The sequence below is a fragment of the Saccharopolyspora sp. NPDC047091 genome (genome assembly GCF_040643635.1).
Classification (GTDB): Bacteria; Actinomycetota; Actinomycetes; order Mycobacteriales; family Pseudonocardiaceae; genus Saccharopolyspora_C.
Window position 1 is genome coordinate 64,115 of record NZ_JBEYUS010000001.1, and the last position, 24,869, is coordinate 88,983.

At 73.4% G+C, this 24,869-nt stretch carries 24 protein-coding genes; 21 read left to right on the forward strand and 3 right to left on the reverse strand.

Annotated elements, in window-relative coordinates; all coding sequences use genetic code 11:
- The first annotated feature begins 496 nt into the window (after window positions 1–496).
- The 8 genes from ABZ805_RS00335 (at window position 497) to ABZ805_RS00370 (ending at window position 8,263) form a co-directional block, all read left to right on the forward strand.
- A complete protein-coding gene (locus ABZ805_RS00335; protein WP_358432363.1) occupies window positions 497–1,243 on the forward strand; it encodes a phosphoglyceromutase in 747 nt (248 codons plus the stop codon).
- Window positions 1,244–1,523: 280 nt separating this feature from the next.
- The gene (locus ABZ805_RS00340) at window positions 1,524–2,819 is read left to right on the forward strand and encodes an ATP-binding protein (RefSeq protein WP_358432365.1); all 1,296 of its coding nucleotides are present in this window, start codon (window positions 1,524–1,526) and stop codon (window positions 2,817–2,819) included.
- On the forward strand, window positions 2,816–3,496 hold the full coding sequence (locus ABZ805_RS00345; RefSeq protein ID WP_358432367.1) for a response regulator transcription factor: 681 nt from the start codon (window positions 2,816–2,818) through the stop codon (window positions 3,494–3,496). The genes ABZ805_RS00340 and ABZ805_RS00345 overlap by 4 nt, the downstream gene beginning before the upstream one ends.
- A gap of 232 nt (window positions 3,497–3,728) precedes the next feature.
- Window positions 3,729–4,787: a Ppx/GppA phosphatase family protein gene (locus ABZ805_RS00350; RefSeq protein ID WP_358432369.1), complete on the forward strand. Its 1,059-nt coding sequence runs from the start codon at window positions 3,729–3,731 to the stop codon at window positions 4,785–4,787.
- Window positions 4,784–6,049 (forward strand): hypothetical protein, encoded by a 1,266-nt coding sequence (locus ABZ805_RS00355; protein ID WP_358432371.1) that lies wholly within the window; start codon window positions 4,784–4,786, stop codon window positions 6,047–6,049. Before ABZ805_RS00350 ends, ABZ805_RS00355 begins: the two co-directional genes overlap by 4 nt.
- A gap of 70 nt (window positions 6,050–6,119) precedes the next feature.
- Window positions 6,120–6,986 (forward strand): sugar phosphate isomerase/epimerase family protein, encoded by an 867-nt coding sequence (locus tag ABZ805_RS00360; protein ID WP_358432711.1) that lies wholly within the window; start codon window positions 6,120–6,122, stop codon window positions 6,984–6,986.
- A gap of 111 nt (window positions 6,987–7,097) precedes the next feature.
- On the forward strand, window positions 7,098–7,886 hold the full coding sequence (locus ABZ805_RS00365; protein WP_358432373.1) for a thioesterase family protein: 789 nt from the start codon (window positions 7,098–7,100) through the stop codon (window positions 7,884–7,886).
- Between the two features lie 101 nt (window positions 7,887–7,987).
- Window positions 7,988–8,263: a hypothetical protein gene (locus ABZ805_RS00370; protein ID WP_358432375.1), complete on the forward strand. Its 276-nt coding sequence runs from the start codon at window positions 7,988–7,990 to the stop codon at window positions 8,261–8,263.
- Window positions 8,264–8,309: 46 nt separating this feature from the next.
- On the opposite strand, the gene ABZ805_RS00375 is transcribed toward ABZ805_RS00370, so the two are convergent.
- Complete coding sequence (locus ABZ805_RS00375; protein WP_358432376.1) at window positions 8,310–9,932, reverse strand: long-chain fatty acid--CoA ligase; 1,623 nt, start codon at window positions 9,930–9,932, stop codon at window positions 8,310–8,312.
- Between the two features lie 128 nt (window positions 9,933–10,060).
- Here ABZ805_RS00375 and proC point away from each other — a divergent pair, with 128 nt between their 5' ends.
- From proC to ABZ805_RS00400, 5 genes are all read left to right on the forward strand, one after another.
- Window positions 10,061–10,870, forward strand: a complete 810-nt coding sequence (proC, locus tag ABZ805_RS00380; RefSeq protein WP_358432378.1) for a pyrroline-5-carboxylate reductase — start codon at window positions 10,061–10,063, stop codon at window positions 10,868–10,870.
- 163 nt (window positions 10,871–11,033) lie between these two features.
- On the forward strand, window positions 11,034–11,258 hold the full coding sequence (locus tag ABZ805_RS00385) for a helix-turn-helix domain-containing protein (protein WP_224962037.1): 225 nt from the start codon (window positions 11,034–11,036) through the stop codon (window positions 11,256–11,258).
- A gap of 202 nt (window positions 11,259–11,460) precedes the next feature.
- Window positions 11,461–11,562, forward strand: coding sequence for an AURKAIP1/COX24 domain-containing protein (locus tag ABZ805_RS00390; protein WP_003402602.1), 102 nt, complete (start codon window positions 11,461–11,463; stop codon window positions 11,560–11,562).
- A gap of 327 nt (window positions 11,563–11,889) precedes the next feature.
- Window positions 11,890–12,924: an NAD-dependent epimerase/dehydratase family protein gene (locus tag ABZ805_RS00395; protein ID WP_358432380.1), complete on the forward strand. Its 1,035-nt coding sequence runs from the start codon at window positions 11,890–11,892 to the stop codon at window positions 12,922–12,924.
- Between the two features lie 55 nt (window positions 12,925–12,979).
- Window positions 12,980–13,954 (forward strand): lysophospholipid acyltransferase family protein, encoded by a 975-nt coding sequence (locus tag ABZ805_RS00400; protein ID WP_358432382.1) that lies wholly within the window; start codon window positions 12,980–12,982, stop codon window positions 13,952–13,954.
- A gap of 19 nt (window positions 13,955–13,973) precedes the next feature.
- Here the strand turns inward: ABZ805_RS00400 and ABZ805_RS00405 are convergent, their stop codons facing one another.
- The gene (locus tag ABZ805_RS00405; RefSeq protein WP_358432713.1) at window positions 13,974–14,855 is read right to left on the reverse strand and encodes an HAD-IB family hydrolase; all 882 of its coding nucleotides are present in this window, start codon (window positions 14,853–14,855) and stop codon (window positions 13,974–13,976) included.
- 332 nt (window positions 14,856–15,187) lie between these two features.
- Window positions 15,188–15,901, reverse strand: coding sequence for a sigma-70 family RNA polymerase sigma factor (locus ABZ805_RS00410; protein ID WP_358432384.1), 714 nt, complete (start codon window positions 15,899–15,901; stop codon window positions 15,188–15,190).
- A gap of 258 nt (window positions 15,902–16,159) precedes the next feature.
- On the opposite strand from ABZ805_RS00410, the gene ABZ805_RS00415 reads away from it, so the two are divergent.
- From ABZ805_RS00415 to ABZ805_RS00450, 8 genes are all read left to right on the forward strand, one after another.
- Complete coding sequence (locus ABZ805_RS00415) at window positions 16,160–17,689, forward strand: AMP-binding protein (RefSeq protein WP_358432386.1); 1,530 nt, start codon at window positions 16,160–16,162, stop codon at window positions 17,687–17,689.
- A 46-nt stretch (window positions 17,690–17,735) separates the two neighbouring features.
- Window positions 17,736–17,993: a glutaredoxin family protein gene (locus tag ABZ805_RS00420; protein WP_358432388.1), complete on the forward strand. Its 258-nt coding sequence runs from the start codon at window positions 17,736–17,738 to the stop codon at window positions 17,991–17,993.
- A 459-nt stretch (window positions 17,994–18,452) separates the two neighbouring features.
- The gene (locus tag ABZ805_RS00425; RefSeq protein ID WP_358432715.1) at window positions 18,453–19,232 is read left to right on the forward strand and encodes a redox-sensing transcriptional repressor Rex; all 780 of its coding nucleotides are present in this window, start codon (window positions 18,453–18,455) and stop codon (window positions 19,230–19,232) included.
- Complete coding sequence (locus ABZ805_RS00430; RefSeq protein WP_358432390.1) at window positions 19,229–20,638, forward strand: glutamyl-tRNA reductase; 1,410 nt, start codon at window positions 19,229–19,231, stop codon at window positions 20,636–20,638. Before ABZ805_RS00425 ends, ABZ805_RS00430 begins: the two co-directional genes overlap by 4 nt.
- Window positions 20,635–21,573, forward strand: coding sequence for a hydroxymethylbilane synthase (hemC, locus tag ABZ805_RS00435; protein ID WP_358432392.1), 939 nt, complete (start codon window positions 20,635–20,637; stop codon window positions 21,571–21,573). Before ABZ805_RS00430 ends, hemC begins: the two co-directional genes overlap by 4 nt.
- A gap of 14 nt (window positions 21,574–21,587) precedes the next feature.
- Entirely contained in the window at window positions 21,588–23,114 is a 1,527-nt protein-coding gene (locus ABZ805_RS00440) for a bifunctional uroporphyrinogen-III C-methyltransferase/uroporphyrinogen-III synthase (RefSeq protein ID WP_358432394.1), read from the forward strand.
- 169 nt (window positions 23,115–23,283) lie between these two features.
- Window positions 23,284–24,273 (forward strand): porphobilinogen synthase, encoded by a 990-nt coding sequence (hemB, locus tag ABZ805_RS00445; protein ID WP_358432396.1) that lies wholly within the window; start codon window positions 23,284–23,286, stop codon window positions 24,271–24,273.
- Window positions 24,270–24,869, forward strand: a complete 600-nt coding sequence (locus ABZ805_RS00450) for a hypothetical protein (RefSeq protein ID WP_358432398.1) — start codon at window positions 24,270–24,272, stop codon at window positions 24,867–24,869. The genes hemB and ABZ805_RS00450 overlap by 4 nt, the downstream gene beginning before the upstream one ends.

The following is a 24,869-nucleotide window of genomic DNA, read 5'->3' on the forward strand; positions in this document are numbered from 1 at the left end:
TGAGCGGCGACACTTTCGTGTCACAACGCTACGGTGAATCCATAACCGTCGAGTGACGACCGCAACCGATCTGCGGGGTCACTGCCAGCGGCTGTCGGCCACTGAAGATCATCACTCGATACGGTGGCGCACTGCTCTGAGTGATCGAATTCGGGGTGGTGGTTGTGCGGCGCAACCGAAAAATCCTCACGTTCGCCGAGGGCGGGGCTCGGCGCGGAGCAATGCGGATGAACCTGTTCGGCGCAACGCCGGTTGCTCCGGTCCGTTCGTGGTCCGCGCGCCATCGCCGGAGCGGACGCGGGACGCCCGGCGAGCGCTCCGGCGAGATCCCATCGGCACCTCGGCGGCACCCGGCGGACCTCTCGGGCGACCTCGCGGCGCGGCCCGCGCCCGGCGGCGGCGCCCGGGCCCGCGGCATCCCGGACCGCCAGCCCGGGCGTCCCCGCCGGCGGCGGCGGTGGCACGAGCCGCCCGCGCCCTGACATAGCCTGAGGCCATGACCATCGGGACTCTGGTACTGCTGCGACACGGCGAAAGCACCTGGAACGCCGAGAACCTGTTCACCGGCTGGGTCGACGTCCCCCTCTCCGAGAAGGGCACGACCGAGGCCCGCCGCGGCGGCGAACTGCTGCGCGAGACCGGGGTGCTGCCCGACGTGCTGCACACCTCGCTGCTGCGCCGCGCCATCACCACCGCCAACATCGCGCTGGACGGCGCCGACCGGCACTGGATTCCGGTGCGCCGCGACTGGCGGCTCAACGAGCGGCACTACGGCGCGCTCCAGGGCAAGAACAAGAAGCAGACCCTGGACGAGTACGGCGAGGAGCAGTTCATGCTCTGGCGCCGTTCCTACGACACCCCGCCGCCGGAGATCGACCCGGGCGACGAGTTCAGCCAGGAAGGCGACGCGCGCTACGCGGACCTCGGCGCCGACATGCCGCGCACCGAATGCCTGCAGGACGTGGTGACCCGGCTGCTGCCGTACTGGGAGAGCGCGATCGTGCCGGACCTGCGGGCCGGGCGGACGGTGCTGGTGGCCGCGCACGGCAACTCGCTGCGCGCGCTGGTGAAGCACCTGGACGGGATCTCCGACGCGGACATCGCGGGGCTGAACATCCCGACCGGCATCCCGCTGCGCTACGACCTGGACGAGCAGCTGCGGCCGACCAACCCGGGCGGCACCTACCTGGACCCGGACGCCGCGGCGTCGGCCGCCGCCGCGGTCGCGAACCAGGGCCGCTGAGCCCCCGGCGGTGATCGCCCCGTCCCGCGCTCCGCGGCGGGGCGATCACCAGCCGTGATCCCGCGTCGAGCAGTTGTTCCGGGCGACACCTGGACGAAGGTGTCGCCCGTGTCGTGTCCGCTCCCCGTTCACGCAACCGGTGGCGCAGCGCAGCGCAGCTGAACCGTCTTCCACTTTCGAGTGAATCGGGGGTGAAGAACGCCCCGATTCATGTCGCGGGTATCACGGATCGCGCTCGTGGACTGGTCCAGCACGGGCTCTCCCTGCTTACGATGCCAACGTGACCGCATTGGGCTACACCGCCCTGATCATCGGCTTGCTGACGATCGGCGCGGCGGCCGGCTACCTGGCCGCGAGGACCGCGCGGGTTCGCGAACGGCGCAGGCCTGCCGGGCCGACCGTCGCCGAACTCCTGCAACGTCTCGTGCACACCACCAACAACGGCATCGTCGTGCTCAACAGGTTCGGCGACGTGGTGCTGCACAACCCCCGCGCCGACGAACTCGGCTTCGTCCGGGACAACCGGGCCGACGCCCGCGCCCGCGCCGCGGCGGAGCAGGCGTTGGAGACCGGCGAACCCGTGACCGTCGACCTGTCCCCGCTCAACCGCACCTCGCTGCGCGGTCGCGGACCCGCCGCGGTGCACGGCGAGGTCCGGCCGCTCGGCGACGGGTTCACCGTCGTCGACGCCGGCGACGAATCCGACGCGGTGCGGCTGGAAGCGACCCGCCGGGACTTCGTCGCGAACGTCTCGCACGAGCTCAAGACCCCGGTGGGGGCGCTCGCGCTGCTGGCCGAAGCGGTGATCGACGCGGCCGACGACGCCGACGAGGTGCGCCGCTTCTCCACCAAGATCCTGCACGAGTCCACCCGGCTCGGAACCCTCGTCTCCGAGCTCATCGCGCTGTCCCGGCTGCAGGGCGCCGAACGCCTGCCGGAGCTGACCACCGTCGAGGTCGACGCCGTCGTCGAAGAGGCCCTCGGCCGCTCCCGGATCGCCGCCGAGTCCGCGGGCATCGAGATCGCCGTCGACGACCCCAGCGAGCTGCTGCTCGACGGCGACCGGACGCTGCTGGTGACCGCGCTGAGCAACCTCATCGACAACGCGGTGGCCTACTCACCGCCGGGATCGCCGGTGTCCATCAGCCGTCGCATGGTCGGCGACTTCGTGGAGATCGCGGTCACCGACCGCGGCATCGGCATCGACCCGCAGCACCAGCAGCGGGTGTTCGAGCGGTTCTTCCGGGTCGACCCGGCGCGCTCCCGGGCCACCGGGGGGACCGGGCTCGGGCTGGCCATCGTCAAGCACGTCGCCGCCAACCACGGCGGCGCGGTGAAGCTGTGGAGCAGGCTCGGAACCGGCTCCACGTTCACCCTCCGGGTGCCCCGGCACGGCGCCGACCCGGAGCTCGGCACCGGGGAGCAGGGCGCGGCACCGGCGGCGGAGCACACCGGCTCCGACCAGCCCGGTGGCGAAGCCCGATCGGGCACGGCCGAACGGGGCCGGGCGACGACCCGGCCCGAGACCGATAGTGCGGACGGGGTCGCAACCGTCGAAACGGGAGGAGTCCGGTGACCAGGGTGCTGATCGTGGAGGACGAGGAGTCCTTCGCAGACCCGTTGGCGTTCCTGCTGCGCAAGGAGGGTTTCACCGCCGCGGTCGCGATGACCGGCCAGGAGGCGCTGGAGGAGTTCGACCGCAACGGCGCCGACATCGTGCTGCTGGACCTGATGCTGCCCGGCATGAGCGGCACCGACGTGTGCAAGCAGCTGCGCCAGCGCTCCGCCGTCCCGGTGATCATGGTGACGGCGCGGGACAGCGAGATCGACAAGGTGGTCGGGCTGGAGCTCGGCGCCGACGACTACGTCACCAAGCCGTACTCGGCCCGCGAGCTCATCGCCCGGGTCCGCGCGGTGCTGCGCCGCGGCGGCGAGGCCGAGGACCTGCAACCGCAGGTGCTGGAGGCCGGCCCGGTGCGGATGGACGTGGAGCGGCACGTGGTGACCGTCGGCGGCGCGGAGACCAGCCTCCCGCTCAAGGAGTTCGACCTGCTGGAGTACCTGCTGCGCAACGTGGGCCGGGTGCTGACCCGCGGCCAGCTGATCGACCGGGTGTGGGGCGCCGACTACGTCGGGGACACCAAGACGCTCGACGTCCACGTGAAGCGGCTGCGCTCCAAGCTGGAGCCGGACCCCGCCGAACCGCAGTTCCTGGTGACCGTCCGCGGTCTGGGCTACAAGTTCGAGGTGTGATCCGTCCCGCGCGGCCGCCCGCCGCCGAACGGGCGGGCGGCCGCGCGGGCCCGCGGGCGGGTGCGCGCCCGCACCTGCGCGAACGCGGGCGCGGGACGGGTCCGCGCGAGGTGGCGGGCTCCGAGTGCGGTCGCGGCGGAACGGGTGGAATTCCCCGCACGTCCGGGTTCGGACGGGTTCCCGGCCCCCACCCGCCTCAGGCGCGCGGTTGCGGCCGGTAACGTTGTCGGTCATGCGCCTAGGGGTGCTCGACGTCGGATCCAACACCGTCCACCTGCTCGTGGTGGACGCGCACCGTGGTGCCCATCCGACCCCGATGACATCGGAGAAGACCGTGCTGCGGCTGGCGGAGCGGATCGGCGCCGACGGGCGTCTCGCCGACGCGGACGCCGACGAGCTCGTCGCCAACGTCACGCAGGTGAAGCAGGCCGCCGAGCAGGCGGGGTGCGAAGACCTGATGGCGTTCTCCACGTCCGCGATCCGCGAAGCCGACAACTCCGCCGAAGTGCTCGCCCGCGTGCGGGACGAGACGGGGGTGGAGCTGCGCGTGCTCAGCGGTGAGGAGGAGGCGCGGCTGACGTTCCTCGCCGCCCGCCGCTGGTGCGGCTGGTCGGCGGGCAGACTGCTGCTGCTCGACATCGGCGGCGGCTCGCTGGAGCTGGCGATCGGCGTCGACGAGCAGCCCGACCTGGCGGCCTCGCTGCCGCTGGGCGCTGGCCGGCTGGCCCGGACCCGGTTACCGCAGGACCCGCCGACGCAACGCCAGGTCGGGGAGATGCGGGACTGGCTGGACGACCAGCTGGCGGCGACGGCGAAGCGGTTCCGCAAGAGCGGCAAACCCGACCGCGCCGTCGCCACCTCGAAGACGTTCCGCTCGCTGGCCCGGCTGACCGGCGCCGCACCGGCCTCCGCGGGGCCGCGCGTGCCGCGCAGCCTCACCGAGACCGGGCTGCGGCAGCTGCTGGCGTTCATCACCCGGATGTCGGCGGCCGACCTGGCCGCGCTCGACGGGGTGAGCAGCGCGCGCTCGCACCAGCTGATCAGCGGTGCGCTCGTGGCCGAGGCGGTGATGCGCGCGCTGGGAGTGGCGGAACTGGACATCTGCCCGTGGGCGCTGCGGGAAGGAGTCATCCTCCGGCGGCTGGACCACGCCAACGGAGAGGACCACACTGCGATGCGGACCCGCGCTGAGTTCGGGTCGTTCGACGCGGAGCGGACCTCCGCGAACGGGTCAGACGTGGATCGGGGAACTGGACGGCAAGCCCACTACGGGGCACGGTGGAATCGATGAGTCGGGACAGCGGGTCCGAGCACCCGAGCCAGCGCACCGTCGCCGAGCTCCTCGCCGAGTACGGCGGGGGCTCGCAGCGCAGTGCGCACAGGCGACGCAGGCGAGCCGAGGACCCGAGCGAGACCGCCCCGCAGGCGATCATCCAGCGGGTGCTCTCGGACAGCGGCACCATGCGCGCGATCAAGCCGGAGGAGGTCGAGGAAGCCGAGTCCGGCCGGCCCGAGGGCGGCGCTCCGCAGGCCCCGGGACGGGCCGCTCCGCCGCCGCAGCAGCCGCAGCCGCAGCCGCCGCAGGGCACCGGGCCGCAGCCCGCGGTACCGCCCGCCGGGCCACCGCCCCCCGCCGCACCGCAGCAGCCGTTCGCCGGGCCGCCCCCGGCCGGGCCACCGCCCGCGCCGCCGCGCCCGCAGCAGTCGGCCGCGCAGGCCCCCGCGCCCGCTCCGGCTCCGCCGGTGGAGGACGAGCAGGCGGCCGATCCGGACCAGGGCTCCGGTTTCTGGGCCCGCCGCTTCGCCGCGGCCGGAGCGCCGCCGCGCGCCACCCCGCCGCCGGAGGCGCCCGATGCGGGCCCGTCCGACGCGGAGATGACCGTGCAGCAGCCCGTGCTGCCCGGGCCCGCCCCCGCAGGCCCGCACGACCAGGCGACCCGCTCGGTGCCGCTGGAAGGCGCCACCGAGCAGCTGCCGCGGGTGGAGGCGGAGGCCAAGAGCGCCGGTGCGGAAGGCACCGCGATGCTCGCGTACCCGCCCGCGGACGCGGCGCCCGCGCGGTCCGACGACCCGTACGACTTCGACGACTACGAGGACTACGACTCCGGCACCGGCTACGCCGGGCAGGCGGGCTACGACGACTACGCCGACGACGCCGAAGCCACCCGGTACCGCGGGGACGGCTACGACGCCGACGACGAGTTCGACGACTACGACGAGGCGCTGCCCGCCGGGCTCGACGCGGACGACTACCGCGCCGACGCGGCCGACGAGGAGGAATCGGCGCCGACGACCGGCAAGGAATGGCTGGTGCTCGCCCTGCAGGGCGGCGCAGGCCTGGTCTGCGGTGGTGTCGTGTGGTTCGCGTTCCGCTGGCTGTGGACGGCGATCCCGATCGCGGCGCTGGTCGCCGCGCTGGCGATCACCGGTGCGCTGGTGTTCGTCGCGCGGAAGTTCTTGCGCACCGACGACTTGCAGACGATCCTGCTGGCGGTGCTGGTCGGCCTGATCTGCACCGTGTCGCCCGCCGCACTGCTGCTGATCGGGCAGTGAGACCGGGTTCGCCGCGCGGATCCCGAGCCGCGTGGAGGATCCGGTGGGGCGCGAGACGCTGGGGCAGCAGATGACACCGCAACCGGACACGGAGATCGAGCAGCACCCCGACATCCCGGTCGGGCTCTCCAGCGCATCGGTGTGGCCCCAGCCCGCTCGGGCCGCGTTCGAGATGGCCGCGGAACTGGGCTTCGACGGGGTCGAGGTGATGGTGTGGGCGGACGCGGTGAGCCAGGACGTCGCCGCGCTGCACCGGCTGTCCCGGGAGCACGGGGTGCCGATCCTGGCGGTGCACGCGCCCTGCCTGCTCATCACGCAGCGGGTCTGGTCGCCGGAACCGGAGGAGCGGCTGCGGCGGGCCGTGGTGGCCGCCGCGGACCTCGGTGCCTCGACGGTGGTGGTGCACCCCCCGTTCCGCTGGCAGCGGCGCTACGCGGAGGGCTTCGCGGAGCTCGTCGGCGGGCTGGAGGAGACCAGCGGGATCCGGGTCGCGGTGGAGAACATGTTCCCGATCCGCCCGCCGAACCGGTTGAACCGGCTGCGCGGCGGGAAGGCGAGCGGCCTGTCCGCGTTCACGCCCTCGCCGGACCCCACCGAGGTCGGCTACGGCAGCTACACGCTGGACCTGTCGCACGCGGCCGCGGCGCACGTGGACGCGATCGAGCTGTACAAGCGGATGCAGGACCGGCTGGCGCACGTGCACCTGGCCGACGGCACCGGCGCTCCCCGTGATGAACATCTCGTGCCCGGCCACGGCGGACAGCCGTGCGCGGAGGTCTGCGAGCTGCTGGCGGCGGACGGCTTCGCCGGATCGGTGGTGCTGGAGGTGAACAGCCGCAAGGCGCGGAACCAGCAGGAACGGGCCGCGCTGCTGGCGGAGGCGCTGGTGTTCGCGCGGTTGCACCTGCAGGCGCCGGGGCGGCCGCGGGCGGGCTGAGCCGAGCCCCCACCCGATGATCAACTTCGGGGCGGGAACGTAGGATCATGGCATGAGTACGATTCGCGCCTCGCTCGCTCAGGAGCGACGCCGGCACTGCGCGGGTCGCGCGTGAACGACACCCCCTTCCTCGACACCCTCGCCGTCCGCCCGCTGGGCGACGGCACCTTCGTCGCCGACCTGCACCACGACTGGTCCGTCGGCGACCGCCCGCACGGCGGCTACCTGCTGGCACTGCTCAGCCGCGCCGCCGTCGGTGACGGCCAGCTGGAACCGCTGTCGGTCAGCGCCCAGTACCTGAACTCGCCGAAGGTGGGCCCGGTGCTGCTGCGCACCGAGCTGCTCAAGGCGGGGCGGACCGTCACCGTCGTCCGCGCCGTGCTGGAGCAGGCCGGGCAGCGGTGCGTGGACGCCACCATCACCCTCGGCCAGGTGCCGGACGAGCCGCCGAGCTGGTCGGACCTGCCGGACATGCCGGTGAACCCGCCCGCCGACGCGATCGACCTGGGCAGCACCGATGCGTCCTGGCCGGGCGGGCTGGCGAAGGCGTGCGACATGCGGCTCGACCCGCGTGGCGCCGGATTCCTGCGCGGCAGCACGGACGAGCCGCTGCGGCTGCGGCTGTGGGCGCGCCCGCACCAGGGCCAGCCGGACCTGCTGTTCGGGCTGATCGCGGGTGACCTCACGATGCCGGTGACGTTCAACCTGGGCCGCTTCGGCTGGTCGCCGACGGTGCAGCTGACGGCGCTGCTGCGGGCCCGGCCCGCGAACGGCTGGCTGCGGCTGGTCGTGGAGTCCAAGGCCGTGCACGGGCAGTGGTTCGACGAGGACACCCTCGTCATCGACTCCACCGGCCGCCTGGTGTGCCAGGCCCGGCAGCTGGCGCTCAGCGCGCGGTAGGCGGTTCCCGATCCGGGCGGGCCGGTGCGGCTCGCCCGGATCGAGCGGCGCGCGGGGTTAAGGTGGCGCCGCGATCACCGCCGAGCCCAGGGAGGCGAGCAGTGCCGACCGTGCGCATCCACCCCATCCAGCTCGACTACGAGCACTCCGGCGGCGGCCAGGTGTGCGGGCTGTGCGGCGCTCAGGAGAAGTGGAGCTCGGCCGCGCAGCCCACCGTGCAGGGCCCGGCCTACGACCGCTCGCTGCACCTGTCCCACCTGGTCCGCGAACACCTGGAGCAGGTGCAGGGCACCTTCTCCAACGCGGAGCGCGCCAAGGAGAAGCAGCTCGACGACGCGGCCGCCGCGGACGGCGACGAGGACTCGGCGACCGGCTGACGCGACCGGCGGGCGACGGCTCCCGGCGAGCCGCCGCCCGGTCGGCTCAGGCCTGTTCCAGGTCGAGGGAGCCGTCGGCGTGCTGCTTGCGGAGGCGCTTCTTGTCGTACTTGCCGACGCTGGTCTTCGGCGCTTCGGCGAGGAACGTCCAGTGCTCCGGCAGCTGCCACTTCGCGACCCGCTCGGCCAGGAACGCGCGCAGCTCCGCCGCGTCGGCCGAGGCGCCCTCGTGCAGCACCACGGCCGCGAGCGGGCGCTCGTCCCACTTCGGGTCCGGCACGCCGACCACCATCGCCTCGGCCACCGCAGGGTGTGCCACCAGGTGGTTCTCCAGCTCCACCGTCGAGATCCACTCGCCGCCGGACTTGATCACGTCCTTGGCGCGGTCGGTGAGCCGCAGGAAGCCGTCCGCGGACAGGGTGCCGACGTCCTCGGTGCGCAGCCAGCCGTCGTGGAACTTCTCCACGTCCTCACCGCGGTGGTACGAGGACGTGACCCACGGGCCGCGCACCTCCAGCTCGCCGACGCTCCGGCCGTCCCACGGCAGCTCCCGGCCGTCGTCGCCGATCAACCGGGCCTCCACCGCCGCCGCCAACCGGCCCTGCGACTCCCGGTACGGCCACTGCGATTCGCCGACCGCCGAGCCGGGCGGCCGGGCCACGCTGCCCAGCGGCGACGTCTCGGTCATGCCCCACGCGTGCAGCACCGGGACGCCGTAGCGCTCCTGGAAGGTCCGCATCAGCGCGGGCGGGCACGCCGAGCCGCCCACCACGACCTCGCGCAGCGAGGAGATGTCCTGCGGGTCCGATTCCAGGTGCTGCAGCAGGCCCTGCCAGATCGTCGGCACCGCCGCCGCCATCGTCGGCCGCAGCGTGGAGATCATCTTGGCCAGCGGCGCCGCCTGCAGGAACCGGTCCGGCATGATCAGCGAAGCGCCGGACATCAGCGCCGCGTACGGGAGCCCCCAGGACATGGCGTGGAACATCGGGACCACCGCGAGTCCGCGGTCCGCCTGCGCCAGCGCCATCCCGTCCGACATGCACACCTGCATCGAGTGCAGCCAGATCGAGCGGTGCGAGTAGACGACGCCCTTCGGGTTGCCGGTGGTGCCGGACGTGTAGCACATCGCCGCGGCGGCGCGCTCGTCCTGCTCCGGCCACTCGAAGACCTCCGGGCGGCCGCGCAGCAGCTCCTCGTAGCCGTGCACCTGCACGCCGTCCGGGGCTTCCAGCGCCGCCGGATCGCCGCCGCTGACCACGACGTGGCGCACCGTGCTCATCGTGGGCAGCACCTTCTGGAACAGCGGCAGCAGGCTGCCGTCCACGACGACGACGTGGTCCTCGGCGTGGTCGGCGATGTAGCTGATCTGCTCCGGGAACAACCGGATGTTCAGCGTGTGCAGCACCGCGCCCATCGCGGGGGCGGCCAGGTACACCTCGAGGTGCTCGGCGTTGTTCCACATGAACGTGGCGACGCGCTGATCTCCGGTGACGCCCAGGGAGCGCAGCCCGTGCGCGAGCTGAGCAGTCCGCCTGCCGACCTCGGCGTAGCTGCGGCGGCGCGGTTCCTCCCCGGTCCAGGTCACCACCTCCGAAGCACCGTGTACCCGGCTGCCGTGCTCGAGGATCCTGGCGATCGACAGCGGGCCGTCGTGCATCGTGCTCAGCATCGGGATCGGACCTCCTCGTCCGCGCGCTCGGCGCTCCAACAACATCGATGTCGTGGTTGCCGACACACTAACCGCGCAGGTGGCGCCTGGGGAGGGTCGTTCCCGGCCGTTCTGGCACCCTGTTCCGCATGAATTCGATTGCCGTACTGGGCGCGGGCAAGATCGGCGAGTCGCTGCTGGCAGGGCTCCTGCAGGCGGGGCGGAACCCGGGTGAGCTGATGTTCACCGAACGCCACCCGGACCGGGCCGCGCAGCTGACCGCGCAGTACGGCATCGAGCACGTGGACGTCGACACCGCGGTGCGCCGCGCCGACGTGCTGGTCGTGGCGGTGAAACCGCAGGACATCGAGCCGCTGCTGGACCAAGTGGCGCCGCTGGCGGACGCGGCGACGCTGGTGGTCTCGCTGTGCGCGGGCCTGCCCACCAAGCTGTACGAGCGGCGGCTCGCCGCGGGCACCCCGGTGGTCCGGGTGATGCCGAACACGCCGATGGTCGTCGGCGAGGCGATGAGCGCCATCTCCGCCGGATCGCACGCGGGCGACGAGCACCTCGCCGTCGTGGAAGAACTGCTCAGCAGCGTCGGCAAGGTCGTCCGGGTCCCCGAGACCCAGCAGGACGCGGTGACCGCGCTGTCCGGTTCCGGGCCCGCCTACTTCTTCTACCTGGTCGAGGCGATGATCGACGCGGGCATCCTGCTCGGCATCCCGCGGGCCACCGCCGCCGACCTCATCGTGCAGGCCGCGGTGGGCGCCGCGACGATGCTGCGCGACGGTTCCGAAGGCCACCCGACGATCCTGCGCGAGGCCGTGACCTCGCCCGCCGGGACCACCATCGCGGGCATCCGCGAGCTGGAGAAGCACGGCGTGCGGGCCGCGCTCATCGACGCCATCGAAGCCGCCAGGGACCGTTCGGTGGAACTGGGCCGCGCGCACGACTAGGACCACCGGTTCCCCGGCGTTGACCGGCGGAAACCCCTGGATCCGGGACGTTCGCGCATCGCAGGAATCCCAACCGTCCCGCTACTCTCGACGGAGCACGCGCGTGTGGAGTCCGTCGGAGGGGAAGCCGACGGCGCGCGCGGGCCGAAGGACTCGGTGAAGCATGTCTGCGAACTCGGAACCCAGCCAGCAAGCACCCCCGCAGGTGGGGAACGTGCAATTCCTCACCGTGGCCGAAGTGGCCAGGTTGATGCGGGTGTCGAAGATGACCGTCTACCGGCTGGTGCACGCCGGTGAGCTCCCCGCGGCACGCGTGGGGCGCTCCTTCCGCGTGGCGGAGAACGACGTGCACTCCTACCTGGAGAACGCCTACTACAACGCGGGCTGAGCACCGCCGTCCCCCGGGCGCGGCGGCGCCCGCCCGGGGGCTCGGGACCGCCCTGGCGGACCACTCCGTCAGGGGGTGACCGGTGGGCGGGTAGGCTGCGGGATCGATCGTGCCTGCTGCCGGTGCTCCCACCGGCGGTGCGCCAGGGGCAGCACCGGCACGAGAAGACGTTCGTACCAATGCCGACAGCGAAGGAATCCGCATGGGCTCGGTCATCAAGAAGCGCCGCAAGCGCATGTCCAAGAAGAAGCACCGCAAGCTTCTGCGCAGGACCCGCGTCCAGCGTCGCAAGTTGGGCAAGTAAGGGATCTGCCGGACTCCGGCCCGCGCCCACGCGGTGCGAGATCGGGAGTCTCGGATCTCGCGCCTTCGCCGCCGCCGACCGTTTCGGGTCGGCGGCGGTCGTTTTGGCACCTCCGCCGCCCGGGTGGTCCGCGGCGCCCCGGGTTGCCGATCTCGCGAGCCGCTGGTGAGGTGCACGAGGACGTCGCGGCGTTGCCCGCGCGTAACCGGAGCGGGTGACCGCGCTGGGTAGCATCGAGCCCAGCGCTCGTGCGCCGCGATCGCGGCCGGCCCCCGGCCGGGCGGGCGCGGGCGAACCACCCTCCGGCCGGAACCCTCGGGGAGAACCATGGTGCCGAACGTCGTGCTCGTGACGGGTGTGAGCAGTTTCCTGGGCGGGCACCTCGCCGCGCGGCTCGCCGCGAACCCCGACATCGAACGCGTGCTGGGCGTGGACACCGCGCCGCCGCGGCCCGACCTGCGCCGCCGGATGGGGCGCACCGAGTTCGTGCGCGCCGACATCCGCAACCCGCTCATCGCCAAGGTCATCGCCGGTTCCGGCGTGGACACGGTGGTGCACGCGGCCGTGAACTCCCAGTCCGGTCCGGCGGGGCGGGCCGCGATGAAGGAGCTCAACGTCATCGGCACCATGCAGCTGCTGGCGGCCTGCCAGAAGGCCCCGGAGCTGCGCAGGCTGGTGGTCAAGTCGACCACCGCCGTCTACGGCGCCAGCCCGCGCGATCCCGCGGTGTTCTCCGAGGACATGGAGCCGAAGGACCTGCCGTCCTCCGGGTACGCGAAGGACGCCGGGGAGATCGAGGGCTACGTGCGCGGTTTCGGCAGGCGCAGGCCCGACGTGGACATCACCACGCTGCGGTTCACCCACCTCATCGGTCCGCGCATCGACGCCGACCTCACCCGCTACTTCGCGCTGCCGCTGGTGCCGACGGTGCTCGGCTACGACGCCCGGATGCAGCTGCTGCACTCCGAGGACGCGCTGGCCGTGCTGGAGAAGGCCACGACGCAGGCGCTGCCCGGGGTGTACAACGCGGGCGGCGACGGGGTGCTGATGCTGTCCCAGGCGATCCGGCGCGCCGGGCGGGTGGCGGTGCCGATCCCGCGGACCGGGGTGCCCGCGGTGAGCCGGTTCTTCCGCGGCGCCCGGCTCGTCGACTTCTCCCCGGAGCAGATGCGGTTCTTGAACTTCGGGCGCGTCGTGGACACCACCAAGCTGCGGGAGACCTTCGGGTTCACCCCGCGCTGGACCACCCAGCAGGCGTTCGACGACTTCGTGCGCGGCCGCGACCTGCAACCCGTGATCGACCCCGAGCGGGTCGTGACGTGGGAGCGCAGCGTCGGCGACCTGCTCGCCAGACTGCGGTGACCGAGACCGGACCGCGGTGACCGAGACCAGACCGCGGCAGCAACCAGGAGGCCAGATGGCGGACGCCCGAGTGATCCCGCTGCACCCGGCGGATCAGCGTCCCGGCGGTGCGCGGCCCGGACCCGCACCGCTGTCCGAGGCCGTCCCCGATCCGGACGCCGTCCCGTCCTCGGACGCCGCCGAGCGGGAGCCCGGCTGGGAGGACGCGGTCGCCGACGCGCTGGCCTTCGCCCGCCGCAGGCTGCTCGGCGACTACCAGGTCGACGAGTTCGGCTTCGACGAGGACCTCACCGACCACCTGGTGGTGCCGCCGCTGCGGCCGCTGTACGAGAAGTGGTTCCGGGTCGAGGCGATCGGGCTGGAGAACGTCCCCGACTCGGGCGCGCTCGTGGTGGCCAACCACTCGGGCACGCTGCCGCTGGACGCGCTGATGACCACGGTGGCGCTGCGCGACCACCACGACCCGGGCAGGCACCTGCGGATGCTCGGCGCGGACCTGGTGTTCCGGCTGCCGATGGTCGGCTCGCTGGCGCGCAAGGCAGGGCACACCCTGGCGTGCAACCCCGACGCGGAGCGGCTGCTGCGGGCCGGGGAGCTGGTCGGCGTGTGGCCGGAGGGGTTCAAGGGCGTCGGCAAGCCGTACCGGGACCGGTACAAGCTGCAGCGCTTCGGCCGTGGTGGGTTCGTGTCGGCGGCGATGCGCACCGGGGTGCCGATCGTGCCGTGCTCGATCGTCGGGGCCGAGGAGATCTACCCGAAGCTCGGCGACATCCGGCCGCTGGCCAGGCTGCTGGGGCTGCCGTACTTCCCGGTGACGCCGCTGTTCCCGCACTTCGGGCTGCTGGGCGCGGTGCCGCTGCCGTCGAAGTGGTACATCGAGTTCGGCGAGCCGGTGGAGACCGCTTCCTTCGGGGAGGGCGCCGCCGACGACCCGATGGTCGTGTTCAGCCTCAGCGACCAGGTCCGCGAGATCATCCAGCAGACCCTCTACCGGCTGCTCGCGACGCGGCAGAACGTCTTCCTCGGCTGAGGCCGGCTCGGCGGCGGGATCAGGAGCGGTCGCGGCGGCGGTAGGCGAGCCCGGCGGCGATCGCCCCCGCGACGGCCCCCGCGCCGAGCATCGACTGCGCGCCGATGCGGGCCGCCTTGCGCCCGGTGCGGAAGTCGCGGATCTCCCAGCCCCGGGAGCGGGCGATGTCCCGCAGCCGCTGGTCCGGGTTGACCGCCACCGCGGTGCCCACCGCGGACAGCATCGGCACGTCGTTCGCCGAATCGGAGTACGCGGTGCAGCGGCGCAGGTCCAGCCCTTCGCTGGCGGCCAGCGCGCGCACCGCGTGCGCCTTCGCCCGCCCGTGCAGCATCTCGCCGACGAGCCGCCCGGTGTAGATGCCGTCCACGTGCCCGGCCACCGTGCCCAGCGCGCCGGTCAGCCCGAGCCGCCGGGCGATGATCTGCGCCAGCTCCACCGGGGTCGCCGTCACCAGCCACACCCGCTGCCCGGCGTCGAGGTGCATCTGGGCGAGCGCGCGGGTGCCCGCCCAGATCCGGTCGGACATCAGCTCGTCGTAGATCTCCTCGCTGAGCTCCACCAGCTCGGAGACCTTGCGCCCGGCGACGAACGACAGCGCCTGTTCCCGGCTGGCCTGCACGTCGTCGGCGTTCTCCCGGCCGCCGACGCGGAACTTCAGCTGCTGCCAGGCGAATCCCGCGAGGTCGGAGGCGGTGAAGAACTTGCGCGCCGCCATGCCGCGCGCGAAGTGGAACAGCGAGGCGCCCATCATCATCGTGTTGTCCACGTCGAAGAAGGCGGCGGCGGTGAGGTCCGGTGGCGCGGTCAGCGACCCGCCCGGTTCCGCTCCCGCGACGGCCGCTTCGGCGGAGGCGCGGCCCGCGACCTTCGCGCTGTCGAACGAGCCCTCGGCGGGGTCCAGCGCGGACGGGGTCTCGCGCGGCGGGTCGAGCCGGGGCTCCGCCGCGTCGTCGCCCCCGGCGTCCCCGCCGGAGTCGGGGCGCGCCGAGCCGCCGCGCTGTCGGCCGTCGTGGCCTCGGCCTTCGGCTGGGCCTGGACTTGTCGGCACCGCCGCGCCTCCCGGTCTTGCTCCGGCTGGATGTTGCTCGGGTTCGGGTCCTGGCGTACCAGGGGCGCTGAGCGGGACGTTCCCGCCGGTGCGGTGACCCGGCCCAGCAAGGCCTCCAGCTTAGAGGCTCCCGCCCGGCGCGTTGGCGCGGTCCGCGCTGAGTGGTTCGATCGGCCCGGCGGGGGTCAGCGCAGGTCGTCGGGCAGCAGCTGGCCGAGGCGCCGCACGGCCCGGTGCTGGAGCGCTTTGACGGCCCCTTCGCCGCGCTGCATGCGCTGCGCGGTCTCGGTCACCGACAGGCCCTGCAGGAACCGCAGCCGGATGCATTCGCGCTGGTCCCGGTTGAGCTGGCGCACGCACCGCAGCAGCTCCTGCTGGATGGCGGCGTCGACCACGTGCTGTTCCGGGCCGCCGTGCTGCGGCGGGCGGTGCTGGGCGTCGGGCAGCTCCGGGATGGGCACCTCCAGCCGGTTCCGGCTGGACTTCACGTGGTCGAGCACCAGGTTCTTCGCGATGGTGATGAACCAGGCGGCGACGTCGCGGCCCTGGTAGCTGACGGTGGCGATGCGCCGCAGCGCCCGCAGGAAGGTCTCGCTGGTGATGTCCTCGGCGAGGCAGTGGTCGCTGACCCGGAACAGCACGTAGCGGTACACGAGGGGCGAGTACTCGTCGTAGAGCCTGCCGAACGCGTCGAGGTCGCCGTCCTGCGCCGCGCTCACGTGCCGCCAGCTCTCGCCGGGGACCGGTGCCTCCGCCGCGGGCCGGAGCTCGGCCGCCTCGGCCGCGGGACGCCGCTCGGCGGGAGGTTCGGCGCGGGCGGGGCGGCCGGGGCGTGCCGGGAGGTGCGCGGGCCGGGCGGGGGCCGGATGGACGGGGGTGGGCAGCGTGCTGGTGAGCATTGTCTCGACCGACCTCCTGCCGTGGTGGTGACCGGGTCGCGGTGCTGCGCGAACCGCGGGTCACCGGGGGCGTGCTGGTCTGGTGCTGGGGAACGGAACCAGGTCGTTCCGCCGGAGCATACGGGTTGTTACTGGTAAGTAGATAGCGCTGCGAGGTTTCGGATTCATCGCGGTTGCCCCGGTGCCCCTCGGCACGGTTGAGTGATGTCGAACACCCTCGGCCGCCGATGCCGCGGGTACGGCGATGGAGGTGCGCCCATGTCGACCGAAGCGTGCCCGCCCCCGGTCACCGGCCCGCCCGGTGCCGCGGGTCCCGACGTCAACCTGGCCGATCTCGTGCGCGCCGCCGCCGAGCGCGGACCCGACCACCCGGCCCTGATCGACCTCGCCGGGAACCGGACGACCTGGTCCGAACTGGACGCCGCCTGCACCGGCTACGCGTGGCGGCTGCGCGCGGAAGGCGTGCGGCCCGGGGACCGGGTGGCGCTGGCGCTGCCCACCGGGGTCGAGTTCTGCATCGCGCTGTTCGCCGTGTTCCGCACCGGAGCCGTCGCCGTGCCGCTGCCGCCCTCGGCGCCCGCGCCCGAACTGCGCCGCGTCCTCGACGACAGCGGGGCCGCGCTGCTCATCGGTGGCGGTGCTCCCGCGGGTGGCGCCGATCGCGAGCTCGCCGGGACCGCCCTGCTCGACCCGCCGACCGGCGAGGAGCGCGCCGCGGCGGAGCTGCCGCGGGAACCCGCCGACCTCGCCGTGCTCTGCTACACCTCCGGCACCTCCGGGCCCGCGCGCGGCGCGATGCTGCCGCACGCGGCGCTGCTGGCGAACGTGCGGCAGTGCGGCAGGCTGCGGCCGATGCCGGTCAACGCCGCCGACCGGGTGCTGCTGGCGCTGCCGATGTACCACGCCTTCGGCCTCGGGCCGGGGATGCTGCAGGTCGCCGCCGTCGGCGCCACCGCCGTGCTGCTGCCGCGGTTCGACGCCGAGGAGTCCCTCGCCGCGATCGCGCGGCACCGGGTCACCGGCGTGGTGGGGGTGCCGCCGATGTACCGCGAATGGCTGCGGCTGCCGCCGGAGCGCCTCCGCGAGGGCATGGCCACGGTGCGGCTGCTGACGTCCGGCGCGGCTCCGCTGGGCGCCGAGGTGGCGAGCGCCGTCCGCTCGGCGACCGGGCTGGACGTGTTCGAGGGCTACGGCCTCACCGAGACCGGGCCGGTGCTGACCACGACGCTCGCCGGCGGCCGGGCCAAACCCGGTTCGGTGGGGCGGGCGCTGCCGGAGGTGCAGCTGCGGCTGGTCGACACCGACGGCTCCCCGATCGACGAGGCCGAGGGCGACACCGGCCGGGTCTCCGTGCGCGGGCCGAACCTGTTCCGCGGCTACTGGCCGGACGGGGCGCACGGACCGGACCGGGACGGCTGGTTCCGCACCGGCGACGTCGGCTACTTCGACGACGACGGGGACCTGCACCTGGTGGACCGGGCCACCGACCTGATCATCGTGAACGGCTTCAACGTGTACCCGCGGGAGGTCGAGGCGGTGCTCGCCGAACTGCCCGGCGTCGCCGAATCCGCGGTCGTCGGCGTGCCCGACGAGTCCCGCGGCGAAGCGGTCCGCGCCGTCGTCGTCGCCGACCCCGGCGCCGAGCTCACCGAGGCCTCGGTGCGGGCGCACTGCGCGGCCCGGCTCGCGAAGTTCAAGGTGCCCGTCGAGGTCGACTTCGCCACCGGGCTGCCGCACTCGCCGACCGGCAAGATCGCCCGCCGGACGCTCCGCACGCCGCCCGCCTGACCGGCCTCGCTACCTTGGGGAGCAGGTCGTCCAGAGGAGGTCGGAAGTGCCGGGAACCGGATCGGGGCAGCACGCGGTGACGCTGCTGGTGCGCGAGCAGTGCCACCTGTGCGACGAGGCGCTCGCCGCCGTCCGCGAGGTGTGCGCCGAGCTCGACGTGCCGTGGACGACCGAGGACGTGGACGCCGACCCCGAGCAGCGCGCCGAGTACGGCGACCGGGTGCCGGTCGTCCTGGTCGACGGCGCGGAGCACGGGTACTGGAAGGTCGAGCCAGACCGGCTCCGCGCCGCGCTCAGCCGCTGACCGGCGGTGGCCGGACCGGCACCCGGCCCGCGCCCGTTCGGCGGCGGCCGGTGTGTCGTTTCGCACCGGGCGGCGGGCCACGGGCTGCGCGAGACGGCCCGACCCACCCCGAAAGCCCCGCAACGACACCGTTAGCAGCTCGCTGAACAGCCGTTTTGGATGGCGAGGGGCGCATCCGACATCATGGTGCGGGGTGGCCCGGCGGCCGCTGCGGTGATCGTCGGCGAACTTTGTGCATGTCTTCACAAATGGCTACGGTGGAGTTCGAGCCGTGTCATCGAGGTCAGCGGTTCGCACCCCGTTTTCACTCCGGTGCGTCGCTCGACCGGCGAGCGCGGCGGACGAGCAGCACCGAGTCAGGTCGAGGGAGAGCCAGTGACGGCCCACGGAGAGGGCGAACGGGACGAGGCCGGGCAACCGGCGGGCGTCCCGTCCGGGTCAGGGTCACCCGCCGAATCCATCGCGGTCCCCGCCGCCCGAGAGCGGGCGCGGGCCATTCCGGAAGCGGCCGTCGCACGCCTCGCGGTGTACCTGCGCGTGCTGTCCGGCCTCGAGGAGCGCGGTACCCGCACCGTGTCCAGCGAAGAGCTCGCCGCCTTCGCCGGGGTGAACTCGGCGAAGCTGCGCAAGGACCTGTCCTACATCGGCTCCTACGGCACCCGCGGCGTCGGCTACGACGTGGCGGTGCTGATCGGCCAGATCGAGCGGACCCTCGGGCTCACCAAGAAGCACCGCGTCGCCGTGGTCGGCATCGGGAACCTGGGGCACGCGCTCGCCAACTACGGCGGTTTCCTGAACCGGGGCTTCCCGGTGGCCGCGCTGTTCGACCTCGACCCCGACCTGCTGGACGTGCCGGTCGGCGGCATCCCGGTCAGCTCCATCGGCGACATCGTCGAGGTCTGCCGCGAGCGCGAGGTCACCATCGGCGTCATCGCCACGCCCACCGAGGGGGCGCAGGACGTCTGCGACCGCCTCGTCGAGGGCGGCGTGGTGTGCATCCTGAACTTCGCCCCGGTCGTCCTGCAGGTCCCCGAGCACGTCGAGGTGCGCAAGGTCGACCTGGCCGTGGAGATGCAGATCCTCTCGTTCCACGTCGCGCGGCGGAACCAGGAATCCGTGGCGGTTCCCGGGGTCGCCGGCACCGACGCGGGCCCGCCGGGCCGCGGGGGGAACGGGAACGGGAACTCCGAATCCGCGCCCGAGCGCGGTGATGTGGACGGGATGGTGGTTCGGCCGTGAACCTGCTCACCGTCGGGCTCTCCCACCGGAGCGCCCCGGTACGGGTGCTGGAGAGGGTCGCGATCGGCGCCGACGAGGTCGGCAAGGTCCTCGACGAGCTGCTCGGCCGGACGCACATCAGCGAGGCCTTCCTGGTCTCCACCTGCAACCGCGTCGAGGTGTACGCGGTCGCCGAGACCTTCCACGGCGGGCTGAACGACGTGACCGAGGTGCTGGCCCGCAAGGCCGGGGCCGAGGTCGCCGAGCTCGCCGACCACTTCTACGTGCACTACGCCGGTGCCGCGGTCGAGCACCTGTTCTCGGTGGCCGCCGGGCTGGACTCGATGGTCGTCGGCGAGGCGCAGATCCTCGGCCAGCTGCGGCAGGCCTACGGCGTCGCCGACCAGGCCGGAACCGTCGGCCGCACGCTGCACGAGCTGGCGCAGCAGGCGCTGCGCGTCGGCAAGCGGGTGCACGCCGAGACCGAGATCGACGCCGCGGGCGCCTCCGTGGTGTCCGAGGCGCTCGCCGACGCCGAAGCGGTGCTGGGCGGTGTCGCCGGGAAGCGCGCGCTGCTGGTCGGCGCCGGCTCGATGGGCGGTCTGGCGGCCGCGCAGCTGCGCCGCGCGGGCATCGGCTCCGTGGTGATCGCCAACCGCACCGCCGCCAACGGCGCCCGGCTCGCCGAGTCGCTGCGCGCCGAAGGCATCCCGGCCGACGCGGTGGAGCTCACCGGGCTGGGTTCCGCGATCGCCACCGCCGACCTCGTGGTGACCTGCACCGGAGCCGTCGGTGCCGTGATCACCGAGGACGTCGTCGCCGACGCGGTGCGGGACCGGGCCGGAACCGGCCGCCCGCTGCTGTTCTGCGACCTGGGGCTGCCGCGGGACACCGCGCCCGAGGTCGCCGAGCTGCCCGGCGTCGCCGTCGTCGACCTGGAGACCCTGCAAGCGCGGCTCAGCGCGCAGCGCGGCGGCAGCGAATCCGACCGCGCCGCGACGATCGTCGCCGACGAGCTGCGCGGCTACCTCGCCTCGCAGCGCTCCGCCGAGGTCACCCCCACGGTCACGGCGCTGCGCAAGCGCGCCGCCGAGGTCGTCGACGCCGAACTGCTGCGGCTGGACTCGCGGCTGCCCGAGCTGGACGGGCCGGTGCGCGACGAGCTGTCCCGCACGGTGCGCCGCGTCGTGGACAAGCTGCTGCACGCACCCACGGTCCGGGTGAAGGAACTGGCATCCGTTCCCGGCGGCTCCGGTTACGCCGAAGCGCTGCGGGAACTCTTCGAACTGGACCCGCAGGCGCCGACCGCGATCCGCACGCCCCGCTCCGCGGAGGACGTGCCGGTGACCGGTGCGCACTCGGCGCAGGCGCTGCTGCGGGACCCCCTCGCCCAGGACGGGGCGGAACAGGACGGTGAAGACCGGTGAACAAGACGCTGCGCATCGGCACCCGCGGCAGCGCGCTCGCGATGGCCCAGACCGGGATGGTCGCCGAGCAGCTGGAGGCCGCGGGCTACCCGACCCAGCTCGTCGAGGTGAGCACCCCCGGCGACCGCTCGATGGCGCCGATCGCCGAGATCGGCGTGGGCGTGTTCACCTCCGCGCTGCGCGAGGCCCTCGCCAACGGCGAGGTCGACGTCGCCGTGCACTCCTACAAAGATCTGCCGACCGAACAAGACCCCCGGCTGTCGCTGGCCGCAGTCCCGGTCCGCGAGGACCCGCGGGACGCGCTGGTGGCGCGGGACGGTCTGACGCTCGGTGAACTGCCCCCGGGCTCCCTCGTGGGAACCGGTTCGCCGCGCCGCGCCAGCCAGCTGGAGGCCCTCGGCCTCGGCCTGGAGGTGCGCGGCATCCGCGGCAACGTGGACACCCGCCTGCGCAAGGTGACCGACGGTGAGCTGGACGCCGTCGTGCTCGCCCGCGCCGGGCTGGCCAGAGTCGGCCGGCTCGCGGTGATCACGGAATCGCTCGATCCACTCCAGATGCTGCCCGCGCCCGCCCAGGGCGCGCTGGCTGTGGAATGCCGCGTCGACGACGTGGACACCGAGCACCTGCTCCAGTCCGTTCTGGACGATCAGGCCAGCCGCGCCGCGGTGGCCGCCGAGCGCGCCATGTTGGCTGCGCTGGAGGCAGGCTGCAGTGCGCCGATCGGCGCGCTGGCCGAAGTGGTGGAGGACCTCGACGAGGACGGGCGCGTGGCGCAACGGCTGTCCGTCCGCGGGGTCATGGCGACCGAGGCGAACCGCCTGGTGCGCGCCTCCGCCACTGGTGAGACGACCGCCGCCGAGCAGTTGGGCTTGGCCTTGGCCGCCGAGCTGCTCGATGCCAGGGACGCTTTGCTCAGCGGTCCCGGTAGTAGTTGATGGAGAGTGCGCTGATGACACGCAAGAGCCCAGGACGGGTCGCATTCGTGGGCTCCGGCCCAGGGGATGCGGGACTGCTCACCGTTCGGGCCCGGTACTTGCTCACCACCGCGTCGCTGGTGGTGACCGACCCCGACGTGCCCGCCGACGTGCTGGCACTCGCGGCCGACGGCGCCGAGTCGCGCCCGGCCGTGGGGGAACCCGCCGAGGTAGCGCAGGACTTGGCGAACGAGGCCGCCACCGGCCGCTCGGTGGTCCGGCTGGTCGCCGGTGACCCGATGACCGTGGACGCCGTGGTCCGGGAGGTCCGCGAGGTCGCCAAGACCGACGCGGCCTTCGACGTGGTCCCCGGCGTGTCCCCGGGCAGCGCGGTCCCCGCTTACGCGGGTGTCGCGCTGGGCGCCGGGCACACCGAGGTCGACGTGCGCGGCGAGGTGGACTGGGCGGCGCTGGCCGCCGCCCCCGGTGCGCTGGTGCTGCACACCACGGGCAGCCACCTGGCCGAGGCCGCGTCCGCGCTGATGGAGCACGGCCTGACCGCGCAGACCCCGGTGGCGGTGACCTCCTCCGGCACCACGGTCTCGCAGCGCACCATCGACACGACGCTGGCCTCGCTGCCCGCCGACGCCGGTGAGCTGCAGGGCCAGCTGGTCGTGACGATCGGTTCGGTCGCGGGCGACCGCTCCGGCCTGTCCTGGTGGGAGTCCCGGGCCCTGTACGGCTGGAAGATCCTGGTGCCGCGCACCAAGGAGCAGGCCGGTTCGATGAGCGAGCGGCTCTGGTCGCACGGCGCCGTCTCGCACGAGGTGCCGACGATCTCGGTGGAGCCGCCGCGCAGCCCCGCGCAGATGGAGCGCGCGGTGAAGGGCCTCGTCGACGGCCGCTACCAGTGGGTGGTGTTCACCTCCACGAACGCGGTGCGCGCGGTGTGGGAGAAGTTCCGCGAGTTCGGGCTGGACGCCCGCGCGTTCTCCGGTGTGAAGATCGCCTGCGTGGGCGAGTCCACCGCCGAGAAGGTGCGCTCGTTCGGCATCACGCCGGAGCTGCTGCCCTCGGGCGACCAGTCCAGCGAGGGCCTGCTGCAGGACTTCCCGCCGCACGACGACATCCTGGACCCGGTCGACCGGGTGCTGCTGCCGCGGGCGGACATCGCCACCGAGACGCTGGCGGCCGGGCTGCGCGAGCGCGGCTGGGAGATCGACGACGTCACGGCCTACCGCACGGTCCGGGCCGCGCCGCCGCCGGCCGAGACCCGCGAGATGATCAAGACCGGCGGGTTCGACGCGGTGTGCTTCACCTCCTCGTCGACGGTCCGGAACCTGGTCGGCATCGCGGGCAAGCCGCACGCGCGGACCCTGGTGGCCTGCATCGGCCCGAACACGGCCGAGACCGCCAAGGAGTTCGGCCTGCGCGTGGACGTGCAGCCGGAACTGGCGCAGGTCCCCGCACTGGTGGACGCGCTCGCCGAGCACGCCGCCAGGCTGCGCGCCGAAGGTGCGCTGCCGCCGCCGAAGAAGGCGAAGCGCGCGCGCCGCAGCTGAGCCGAGTGGCCCGGATCTCGTTCACCACGGGGTCCGGGCCACCGCCGTCTTCCGGCCTGGCAGGCTCGCGGGGGAGGAATCGGACACCCGGTGCGGGTGCCCGCCCGAAGATCAATCCGAGCGGGTGGCCGCCCGCGGCCGCCCCTCCTCGCCACGAGGGAGCTCGCCGATGTACCCGTCGCACCGCCCGCGCAGGCTGCGCCGCACCCCCGCCGTCCGGCGGCTGGTCGCCGAGACGAGCGTGGAGCCGCGCCACCTGGTGCTGCCGATGTTCGTGCGGGAAGGCCTGGCCGAACCGGTCGAGATCAGCTCCATGCCGGGCGTCGTGCACCACAGCCGCGACTCGCTGCGCCGCGCCGCGACCGAAGCCGTCGCCGCGGGAGTCGGCGGGCTGATGCTGTTCGGCGTGCCGACCGAGCACGACGCCACCGGCTCCGGCGCCGTCGACCCGGACGGCATCCTCAACACCGGGCTGCGCGACCTGGCCGCCGAGGTCGGCGACTCGACCGTGATCATGGCCGACACCTGCTTGGACGAGTTCACCGACCACGGCCACTGCGGGGTGCTCGACGAGGACGGCGAGGTCGACAACGACCGCACCCTGCAGGTGTACGGCGAGATGGCCGTGGCGCAGGCCGAAGCGGGCGCCCACGTGATCGCCCCCAGCGGCATGATGGACGGGCAGGTCGGCGTCATCCGGGAATCGCTCGACGTCACCGGCTTCGAGGACACCTCGATCCTCGCCTACTCGGCGAAGTACTCCTCCGCGTTCTTCGGACCGTTCCGGGAGGCCGTGGACTCGCAGCTCACCGGGGACCGCAACACCTACCAGCAGGACCCGGCGAACGGCCGCGAAGGGCTCCGCGAAGCGGACCTGGACCTCGCCGAGGGCGCCGACATGGTGATGGTCAAGCCCGCCATGTCCTACCTGGACGTGCTGCGCGACGTGGCCGGGCTGGCCGACGTGCCGGTCGCCGCCTACCAGGTCTCCGGCGAGTACGCGATGATCGAGGCCGCGGTCGCCCGCGGCTGGCTGGACCGCAAGCGGACCGTGCAGGAGACGCTGACCTCGATCCGCCGCGCCGGTGCCGACGTGGTGCTCACCTACTGGGCCACCGAAGCGGCCCAGTGGTACCGGGAGAGCTTGGGGATCCGGTGACGCACCCGCAGCATCCCGACCGCATCGGCGGTCCCGGCGACGGAGCCGCCGCCGAGCGCCCGCCGCTGCCCAACCCGCTCAACATCGCCCGCTGGCTGTGGATCGCCGCCGCGGTGCTCGGCCTGGTCCGGGCGTACGTGCGGCTCAGCGACCGGCGCGCGCTCGCGACCGAGCTGCGCGCCGCGCTGCCGGACCTCTCGCAGACCCAGATCGACGAGCAGATCAACGCGCTGATCATGTTCAACCTGCTGTACCTGCTCGCGGTGCTGGCGCTGTACGTGTCCCTGTCGCTGCGGATGACGCAGGGCAAGAACTGGGCGCGCGTGGTGCTCACCGTGTTCGCCGGGTTCGGCGCCTTCGGCACGCTGGGCACGCTGCTGCTGATGTCCAGCATCGGGCGGGCCGAGCTGCTGCGGATCACCCAGGTGCGGGTGGAGACCACCGACGTGGTGTTCGGCGTGCTGGTGACCGCGGTGGAGCTGGTCGCGCTGGTGCTGATGTACCTGCCGGAGACGAACCGGTACTTCCAGGCGACCAGGCGGCCGCGGGCGCCGCAGCAGTGGGCTCCGCCACCTCCGGGGCCGTTCCTGCGCTGA

Excerpts from the sequence above, each read along its gene's own strand:
- ABZ805_RS00385 (WP_224962037.1), top strand. The coding sequence starts at position 11,034 with ATGTCTGCGAACTCGGAACCCAGCCAGCAAGCACCCCCGCAGGTGGGG.
- ABZ805_RS00395 (WP_358432380.1), top strand. The coding sequence starts at position 11,890 with ATGGTGCCGAACGTCGTGCTCGTGACGGGTGTGAGCAGTTTCCTGGGC.
- ABZ805_RS00390 (WP_003402602.1), top strand. The coding sequence starts at position 11,461 with ATGGGCTCGGTCATCAAGAAGCGCCGCAAGCGCATGTCCAAGAAGAAG.
- ABZ805_RS00360 (WP_358432711.1), top strand. The coding sequence starts at position 6,120 with ATGACACCGCAACCGGACACGGAGATCGAGCAGCACCCCGACATCCCG.
- ABZ805_RS00410 (WP_358432384.1), bottom strand. The coding sequence starts at position 15,901 with ATGCTCACCAGCACGCTGCCCACCCCCGTCCATCCGGCCCCCGCCCGG.
- ABZ805_RS00440 (WP_358432394.1), top strand. The coding sequence starts at position 21,588 with ATGACACGCAAGAGCCCAGGACGGGTCGCATTCGTGGGCTCCGGCCCA.
- proC (WP_358432378.1), top strand. The coding sequence starts at position 10,061 with ATGAATTCGATTGCCGTACTGGGCGCGGGCAAGATCGGCGAGTCGCTG.
- ABZ805_RS00415 (WP_358432386.1), top strand. The coding sequence starts at position 16,160 with ATGTCGACCGAAGCGTGCCCGCCCCCGGTCACCGGCCCGCCCGGTGCC.
- hemB (WP_358432396.1), top strand. The coding sequence starts at position 23,284 with ATGTACCCGTCGCACCGCCCGCGCAGGCTGCGCCGCACCCCCGCCGTC.
- ABZ805_RS00355 (WP_358432371.1), top strand. The coding sequence starts at position 4,784 with ATGAGTCGGGACAGCGGGTCCGAGCACCCGAGCCAGCGCACCGTCGCC.
- ABZ805_RS00400 (WP_358432382.1), top strand. The coding sequence starts at position 12,980 with ATGGCGGACGCCCGAGTGATCCCGCTGCACCCGGCGGATCAGCGTCCC.
- ABZ805_RS00350 (WP_358432369.1), top strand. The coding sequence starts at position 3,729 with ATGCGCCTAGGGGTGCTCGACGTCGGATCCAACACCGTCCACCTGCTC.
- ABZ805_RS00335 (WP_358432363.1), top strand. The coding sequence starts at position 497 with ATGACCATCGGGACTCTGGTACTGCTGCGACACGGCGAAAGCACCTGG.
- ABZ805_RS00375 (WP_358432376.1), bottom strand. The coding sequence starts at position 9,932 with ATGCTGAGCACGATGCACGACGGCCCGCTGTCGATCGCCAGGATCCTC.